General features: G+C 50.6%; 6 protein-coding genes. 2 read left to right on the forward strand and 4 right to left on the reverse strand.

Going from position 1 to position 7,623, the window contains the following annotated elements; translation table 11 throughout:
- Window positions 1–1,062 (forward strand): toprim domain-containing protein (locus ACTF7Q_RS09635; protein ID WP_438997624.1); only part of this gene is annotated, 1,062 nt, incomplete at its 5' end.
- On the opposite strand, the gene ACTF7Q_RS09640 is transcribed toward ACTF7Q_RS09635, so the two are convergent.
- Window positions 1,059–1,784 carry an alpha/beta fold hydrolase gene (locus ACTF7Q_RS09640; RefSeq protein ID WP_438997625.1) on the reverse strand — a complete coding sequence of 242 codons (726 nt, stop codon included), beginning with the start codon at window positions 1,782–1,784 and terminating at the stop codon, window positions 1,059–1,061. The two genes, ACTF7Q_RS09635 and ACTF7Q_RS09640, sit on opposite strands and share 4 nt — an antisense overlap.
- A gap of 129 nt (window positions 1,785–1,913) precedes the next feature.
- On the opposite strand from ACTF7Q_RS09640, the gene ACTF7Q_RS09645 reads away from it, so the two are divergent.
- The gene (locus tag ACTF7Q_RS09645) at window positions 1,914–3,308 is read left to right on the forward strand and encodes a DEAD/DEAH box helicase (protein ID WP_438997626.1); all 1,395 of its coding nucleotides are present in this window, start codon (window positions 1,914–1,916) and stop codon (window positions 3,306–3,308) included.
- 23 nt (window positions 3,309–3,331) lie between these two features.
- On the opposite strand, the gene pepN is transcribed toward ACTF7Q_RS09645, so the two are convergent.
- The 3 genes from pepN to ACTF7Q_RS09660 all read right to left on the reverse strand — a co-directional run bounded on the left by pepN (window position 3,332) and on the right by ACTF7Q_RS09660 (window position 7,309).
- Window positions 3,332–5,947 (reverse strand): aminopeptidase N, encoded by a 2,616-nt coding sequence (pepN, locus tag ACTF7Q_RS09650; protein WP_438997627.1) that lies wholly within the window; start codon window positions 5,945–5,947, stop codon window positions 3,332–3,334.
- 2 nt (window positions 5,948–5,949) lie between these two features.
- Window positions 5,950–6,354: a GcrA family cell cycle regulator gene (locus tag ACTF7Q_RS09655; protein ID WP_438997628.1), complete on the reverse strand. Its 405-nt coding sequence runs from the start codon at window positions 6,352–6,354 to the stop codon at window positions 5,950–5,952.
- Between the two features lie 115 nt (window positions 6,355–6,469).
- Window positions 6,470–7,309, reverse strand: coding sequence for a shikimate dehydrogenase family protein (locus ACTF7Q_RS09660; protein ID WP_438997629.1), 840 nt, complete (start codon window positions 7,307–7,309; stop codon window positions 6,470–6,472).
- Window positions 7,310–7,623: the final 314 nt, after the last annotated feature.

A 7,623-nucleotide genomic window follows, 5' to 3' on the forward strand; every position in this document is an offset into this window, starting at 1 on the left:
ATCGTTCGTGCTTTACGTAATTATGGCGATCTGGCTGGCAACCGCAAAGCAGCAGATCTGACCGCCGATGACGTGCTGGCCAATACCGGCGTCATGCTGTCGGTGTTTTTGCGCGATCCGCAGTTTCAGGGACAGACCAAAGACCGGCTTGTGTCAACCGACGCCACCCGTATGACCGAACAGGCGGTGCGCGATCGCTTTGAACATTGGCTATCCGCCGACTCGGCACGCGCCAATTTTCTGCTAGAGGCCGCTATCGAACGCGCTGAAGAACGCAAGCGGCGCAAAAAGGAAAAGGAAGTGGCGCGTAAATCGGCAACGCGCCGTCTGCGCCTGCCTGGCAAGCTGGCTGACTGCACTTCAAACGATCTTGATCTGACCGAATTATTCCTCGTCGAGGGGGACTCGGCGGGGGGCTCGGCAAAACAGGCACGCAACCGGAAAACCCAGGCGGTTTTGCCCTTGCGTGGTAAAATTCTGAATGTCGCCAGCGCAACGGTTGAAAAACTCAGCGGTAATCAGGAACTATCCGATCTGGCTTTGGCGCTTGGTGTGCGCCCGGGCAAGGATTTCAAGCTTGATGATTTGCGTTATGGGCGTGTTGTTATCATGACGGATGCTGATGTTGATGGCGCGCATATTGCGGCCTTGCTGATGACCTATTTCTATCGTGAAATGCCGCAATTAATCGAAGCAGGGCGGCTATATCTTGCCCAGCCGCCACTCTATCGCATTAATCAGGGCGGCAAAACGCTTTATGCGCTGGATGATGTGCAGCGTGATGAATTGCTGGAAACTGGCTTTGACAAACGCGGCAAAATCGATATCAGCCGCTTTAAGGGGCTTGGTGAAATGCCCCCAGCTCAACTCAAAGAAACCACCATGAATCCAGACAGTCGCCGCCTGCTCAAGGTCGAATTGCCGCAACGCGATTCACTTGGTGCTGATCTGCGACGCACCACCGATCAACTGGTCAACACGCTTATGGGCAAAAAGGCTGAACTGCGTTTTGGCTATATTCGCGATCATGCCGAAGACGCGTTGGCCAATCTTGACGTTTAACGGTCAGCTAGCGCCGTATCAACCGTATCAAACAAAGCCTGCAAGGCGTCAGTAACCGCACTTTCGGCTTCCATCGAAGATAAATGTCCGACACCGTCCAACAAGCGATAATCAGCATGTGGGCACAAGGCAGCTATTTCTTCGGAAAGCGCGGGCGGCGTCAACACATCAAGCGTGCCACATACAATCAATAGCGGCTGTCTGAATTCCCGCAACATATGCTTTTGATCTTGACGACCAAGGATCGCTGTTTGTTGCTGGATAAAGGTTTGCCGGCCAATATCATCAGCCATTTTCAACACGCGGCTAGCTATATGCGGATCATTAACGGCATCTGGCGATAGCAAGCGGGGCAAAAGATGCCGTGTTACCCCTTTGAAACGATCACTATGCGCCAGTGCAATCGCCTGTTCACGCTGTCTGCGATGCGCCGCACTATCAATCCGGCAGGTGGTATTCAACAATGCCAAGCCAGCGATCCGATCTGGCGCACGGCGCGCCATTTCCATAGCCACATACCCCCCCATCGACAAACCTACCGGCAATAACAAGCCATCCACCATCGCCAGTGCGCGCTCAGCCATAGTGGCAATATTGTTATCTAGTGACGTATCGGCGACTTTGAACAGTCTTTGCGTGGAGTCCAAATGGGCAAGCTGGGCGGCAAATAAATCTGCGGTACATAGTAAACCCGGAATGAAAATGGGGGTAAATGGGGTCATGTCATGCGGCTTATCTGAATGAAAGATTGACCTTGCGGCGTTTCCTCTGTATCACCGCCTCAGATAGTTTGATAGCAGAATTTTCTGCTGTACCTTATTCACCTTATAAATGTTCAAAGGAAGTTGTCCTTGAAATTTTCTGACCTCGGTCTCAGTGATGAGCTTAGTCAGGCTGTAGCCGAATTAGGTTATGAAAGCCCCACCCCTATTCAGGAAAAATCGATCCCTATCGTATTGATGGGTCGCGATATTTTGGGATCAGCCCAAACTGGCACGGGAAAAACCGCGTCCTTTACCTTGCCAATGATCGATATATTGGCATCAGGGCGCGCCAAAGCGCGAATGCCGCGCTCTCTCATTCTGGCACCCACACGTGAACTTGCTGCTCAGGTCGCCGAATCCTTTGAAAAATTCAGCACTCATCACAAATTGAACATGGCGCTTTTGATTGGTGGCGTGAGCTTTGGCGATCAGAATGCCGCACTTGATAAGGGCGTAGATGTGTTGATCGCTACACCAGGTCGTTTACTTGACCATTTTGAACGTGGCAAAGTCATGTTGAATGATGTCAAGGTTTTGGTGATTGACGAAGCCGATCGCATGCTTGATATGGGCTTTATCCCAGATGTCGAACGTATTGTAAGCTTGTTGCCTCCTTTGCGGCAGACACTGTTCTTCTCGGCGACTTTGTCGGATGACATCCATAAAATCAGCAGTAAATTTGTGAGCAACCCGAAAATCATCGAGGTTGCCCCCCCCGCATCAACAGCCGAAACAGTGGCGCAACATCTGCAATGGACTGACGTGAAAAACAAACGCACCGTTTTGCGAGACCTATTAAGGTCAGAAATGGTTAAAAATGCAGTTATCTTCTGCAACCGGAAACGCGATATTTCGACCTTGGTAAAATCGCTAACAAATCACGGGTTTTCGGCAGTGGCGATGCATGGCGACATGACCCAGTCAGCCCGTCTGGAAGCGCTAGATAAATTCAAAAAAGGAGAAGTACCTTTATTGATTGCTTCGGATGTCGCTGCTCGTGGCCTTGATATCGCTGGCCTCAGCCATGTGTTTAATTTTGACGTCCCGATGAATGCCGAAGATTATGTCCACCGTATTGGCCGAACGGGCCGTGCTGGCAAGTCTGGTCGCGCCTTTACGATTGCCTCTAGCAAGGATGATAAACGCTATATCGGTGCTATCGAGAGCCTGATCGGCAAAGCCATTCCGCTTATTGGTGACGCTGGCAACGCCTCAAGCGAGACCAAAATGCCAACAGCGAAAGACGCTGATAAAAAGCCTGCCGATCGTGGTAAAAAACCAGCAGCCAAAGCGGCTCATAAGGACAGTATAAAGCCTGATAAAAAATCAGCTTCCTCAACCACGGCTAAAGACCAAAATACAAAAGAGCCGCGTCAGAAAACACGTAATGGCAACACTAAAGACGAATTGCCGACACCACCTGATTGCCAAGGCGACACGCTGGAAGCGACAGGACACATACCGGCTTTTTTGCGGCGCTAGATCTAACCGCGTTAAACAAGCGTCTAGCTATTTGCGGCCAATGCCTTCTCGACAATTTCGGCAAGATCGTTTGATGGCTTGGCCTTGTCAATTCGGCGTAAGGCCGCCATCATTTGGGCTTTTCGGCCATCATCATAAGCAGACATGCGGGTAAGCGGTAATACCATCCGCGCCGAAATCTGTGGGTTACGGCCATCAATATCAATCAGACAATCAGCGATAAATGCAAAGCCTGAACCATCCTCAGCATAAAAATGCACTGGATTACCCGACATAAACGCCCCAAGCACCGCCCTCAACTTATTCGGGTTATTCGGGTCAAATGACGGATGTTGCATCAAGGTCTTGAGCCGAGCCACGGTGCCACCAACCACCGACATTGATTCCATCTGGAACCATTTTTCCATAACAAGGGGATTGTCCTGCCAGCGGTCATGAAAGGCCGAAAGCCCCACATCGCGTGCCGCAGACGCGCTGTTATTAAGTGCCATAACAGCCCCTTGCGACAAGGTCATATTCGCGTCTAGCACCTGTGCCGCGGCAATGTCCTCGGCTTGCTTGCTTGACGCCGCCACCCCAAGCATGAGCAACGCATTCAGTAACGCCCGACCACCATCACTGGCTTGCAGCGCATGGCGTACGTCATCTTTGAGATATGCGGCAATAATATCGGATAGACCATCACCAAGTGCCGCCTGCAAGCGCATACGCGCATGATACAGAGCCACCGGATCAGCCGGATTTAACCGGCTTTCAAGCACCGATACACCCGGCAAGGCAAACATGCTGGCTTTGAACGCATCAAGCAAATCAGCTTCACCTAGAATATTTCGATAGGCACCTGACAAAGCGGCGGCATCGGCATCCAAGCTATTACCGCCTGTTGCCGCGGCAATGATCGCGTCCGCTGCCAGCGTTTGAGCTGCATCCCAGCGGTTAAACCGATCTGTATCATGTGCCATAAGATGTAAACGCTCAGCCGCGCTTAAGTCATCTGCCAACACCACCGGTGCCGAAAAATTGCGCAATAGACTTGGCGTCAGCGCAACATCACCAGCCCCTGACGCCGCATGGAATGACTGACGATGCGTTGCTTTTTGCATCAGCACCACATGCTCATCAGCGCTGACACCATCGGGTGTCAAGCTGGTGGCAACCGGATGTCCTGCCGCATCCAGAAAACCAAGCCTGATCGGAATGGGTGCTGGATTACGCGGGGTCTTCGCCGCGGTTTCCGGCAATGTCTGTTCAAAATCGAGGGTAATAGTCGATTTCCCGTCATCAACTCGTTTGACCAATAAATGCGGCGTGCCAGCTTGTTCATACCAGCGGGCAAATCCTGAAAGATCGATATCATTGCTATCGGCAAGTGCGGCGACAAAATCGTCACAGGTCACCGCCGAACCATCATGCCGCTTGAAATACAGATCCATCCCTTTGCGGAAACCATCACGACCTAGAAACGCCGCCATCATCCGGATCACTTCAGCGCCTTTTTCATAGACAGTAGCAGTGTAGAAATTATTGATTTCGCGATAGCTTTCAGGCCGAATTGGATGCGCTGTAGGGCTTCGGTCTTCGGGGAATTGCGCGGCCCTTAACAGGCTAACATCATCGGCGCGCTGCACACCTTCATCATGTGTATCAGCTGAAAAACACTGATCGCGATAAACTGTCAGCCCTTCTTTCAAGGTCAGCTGGAACCAATCGCGACAGGTCACACGGTTGCCTGTCCAATTATGGAAATATTCATGCGCCACAATCGACTCAACACGATGCAGGTCGGTATCGGTTGCTGTGTTCGTATCGGCCAGCACAAATTTGCTGTTAAAGATATTCAGACCCTTATTTTCCATTGCGCCCATATTGAAATGGCTAACCGCAACAATCTGGAAAAGATCAAGATCATACTCCAGCCCAAAACGGTCTTCATCCCATTTCATTGAGCGTTTCAGCGAATCCATCGCATGACCTGTAAGGCCAACATTACCCTTTTCCACATAGATATGCAGGGTAACATCACGACCAGACGCCGTTACAAAGCTATCCTCGGCACATTCAAGATCACCGACAACACAGGCAAAAAGATAGCTTGGTTTTGGATGCGGATCATGCCAGATAGCAAAATGCCGACCTTCCGAGGCCGCGCCTGTTTCAACAAGATTGCCATTTGACAGCAATTTCGGATAGGCAATATCCGCCTCGACCCGCACGGTAAATATGGTCATTACATCAGGGCGATCCGGGTAAAAGCCGATACGCCGGAACCCTTCTGGTTCACATTGGGTACAATACATCCCGCCTGACAGATACAGACCTTCAAGGGTGGTATTTGTTTCTGGATGGCACACAGACAGGCTTTCCACCACACAGTTTTCTGGCAAATTTGTTAGATGGATTCCCGCATCATCAAGCGGCCAATCATCTTTGGCTATCTCGATATTATCGATTGATAGGCGTTTTAATTCCAGATCACGACCATTGAGACGCATCTCATTGGCACCGGTCCCCGCATCAGGATTTTTGGTCAGTTCGAGACGCGTGGTCACAAGCGTCTGATCATCAAAAATTGAAATATCAAGATACGCCGCAGTTACCAGATAGGCAGGCGGCCTATAGTCAGAACGAAGTTTCAACATAATTAGCTAGAGTCACGTGAAGTTGTATAGGCTTCCTGACAATGTGTCAGACAATAGGGTTTCCCGGGTACAATGGCATCACCACAAAATGTGAAACCGTTAAACTTGGGATCGCCTGTTGGCCAGCAACATTTGCTACGCGACCATTCAAGCTTGCGCAATTCCAGCCGCAGTGGCATTTCGCGATCTGGCTCTGGCACTGCCGCTATGGGCTTAACGGTTGATGATTTGGTTTTGGCGATTGGTGATGGCCGCTTTGGCAATCCCATACGATGCGCCTTGCCAGCAATCGAATTGCGCGACACGCCCAGAGCTTCACCAATTTGTGAAATAGATAAGCCTTCACTCCACAGGATTTTCAACTTTTCCAAGCGCTCATCAGTCCAAACATTTGCCGTTTCTGACATAATCATCCTCTTAATCTAGGTATGGCCGCGCCATCACCATCAAGTCTGCCTTTATAACGGCACCTGCTAACTAATTCAATTTCCTATTAGCCCTATATATAGGAAACTTGCTGATTTAATCCAGAGCCCCGATAAACCGCCCAATCAACTCAAGCTGACAATCAAGCATATGGCGCCCATAATGCGTAGGCAGACCTTTATCTTCGGCCAGAGCCAGCCATGCTGTGCGGGCTGGCACCATTATGATATCGGCAATCAGGGTATCGGGGCGAACGGTATCCAGCGCTAAAGGCAAAGCATCACCTGTATGCAGACCAAGCGAGGTTGTGTTTATTATGACATCTACATCACTTGCAACGTCTATTGCCGTATCAGCCATATCATCCAGCACATATGCCTGCGTGTAACCTGCTCCATCGCGTATCGCATCGACAAGATCCTGCGCTTTTTCGCGGGTACGGTTGGCAATCGCTATGGTTCCCACATCCGCCTGACACAGCGCCACCGCAATCGCCCGTGCGGCACCACCAGCCCCCAGCATCAAAACACGCTTTCCTGCTATGTCATGTCCCTTTAGCGCCAGGCCAGCAACAAAACCGGCGCCATCGAAAATATCACCATAAAGGCGACCATCATCACCAAATCGTACGGCATTTACCGCGCCACACACACGGGCAGCTTCGCCCAGTTCGTCGCACATTTGCGCAATCGGTACTTTGTGAGGAATGGTGATGGTAAGGCCGCCAAAATTATCCATCGCCCGCAATCCATCCATGACAGTGGCCAGCGACTCTGGCGTTGCATCAATCGGAATCATCAGATGATCGCGTTGTTCGGCAACAAAACGCTCGTTAAATACCATTGGTGCGCGCACATGCGCTGATGGATGCGCAATCACGCCAAAAAGCTTTGTTGTGCCGGTGATGAGCGGTACGGCAGGTGTTTGATCAGTCATGACAGTAACCCGATTGTAAAAAGCCCATCATCATACCCAAGCCAGCACCCTTTATCCACTCTGATAAATTCATGTGCGCACATAAATTCGCCACAAGATTTACGAGAAATTGTCACAGCCGCGCCCTTTTTGCGCCGCTATTACCGCCTAAATCTTGACTTGTCATCGGTGTTGGCCCGTCGTCACCCACTACAGGTTGACCCGATGGCACCTAACAACCCGAAGATACCTAACAGCCCGAAGACACCTAACAGATTAAACAATATTGACAGGACATATTATGAAAAATCTAAAGCTCCCTATTATTCTTGGCG

The sequence above is a fragment of the Puniceispirillum sp. (SeqCode) genome (assembly GCF_965657105.1).
GTDB lineage: Bacteria > Pseudomonadota > Alphaproteobacteria > Puniceispirillales > Puniceispirillaceae > Puniceispirillum.

Coding starts and splice junctions, on each gene's coding strand:
- ACTF7Q_RS09655 (WP_438997628.1), bottom strand. CDS start 6,354: ATGTCAGAAACGGCAAATGTTTGGACTGATGAGCGCTTGGAAAAGTTG.
- ACTF7Q_RS09660 (WP_438997629.1), bottom strand. CDS start 7,309: ATGACTGATCAAACACCTGCCGTACCGCTCATCACCGGCACAACAAAG.
- ACTF7Q_RS09640 (WP_438997625.1), bottom strand. CDS start 1,784: ATGACCCCATTTACCCCCATTTTCATTCCGGGTTTACTATGTACCGCA.
- pepN (WP_438997627.1), bottom strand. CDS start 5,947: ATGTTGAAACTTCGTTCTGACTATAGGCCGCCTGCCTATCTGGTAACT.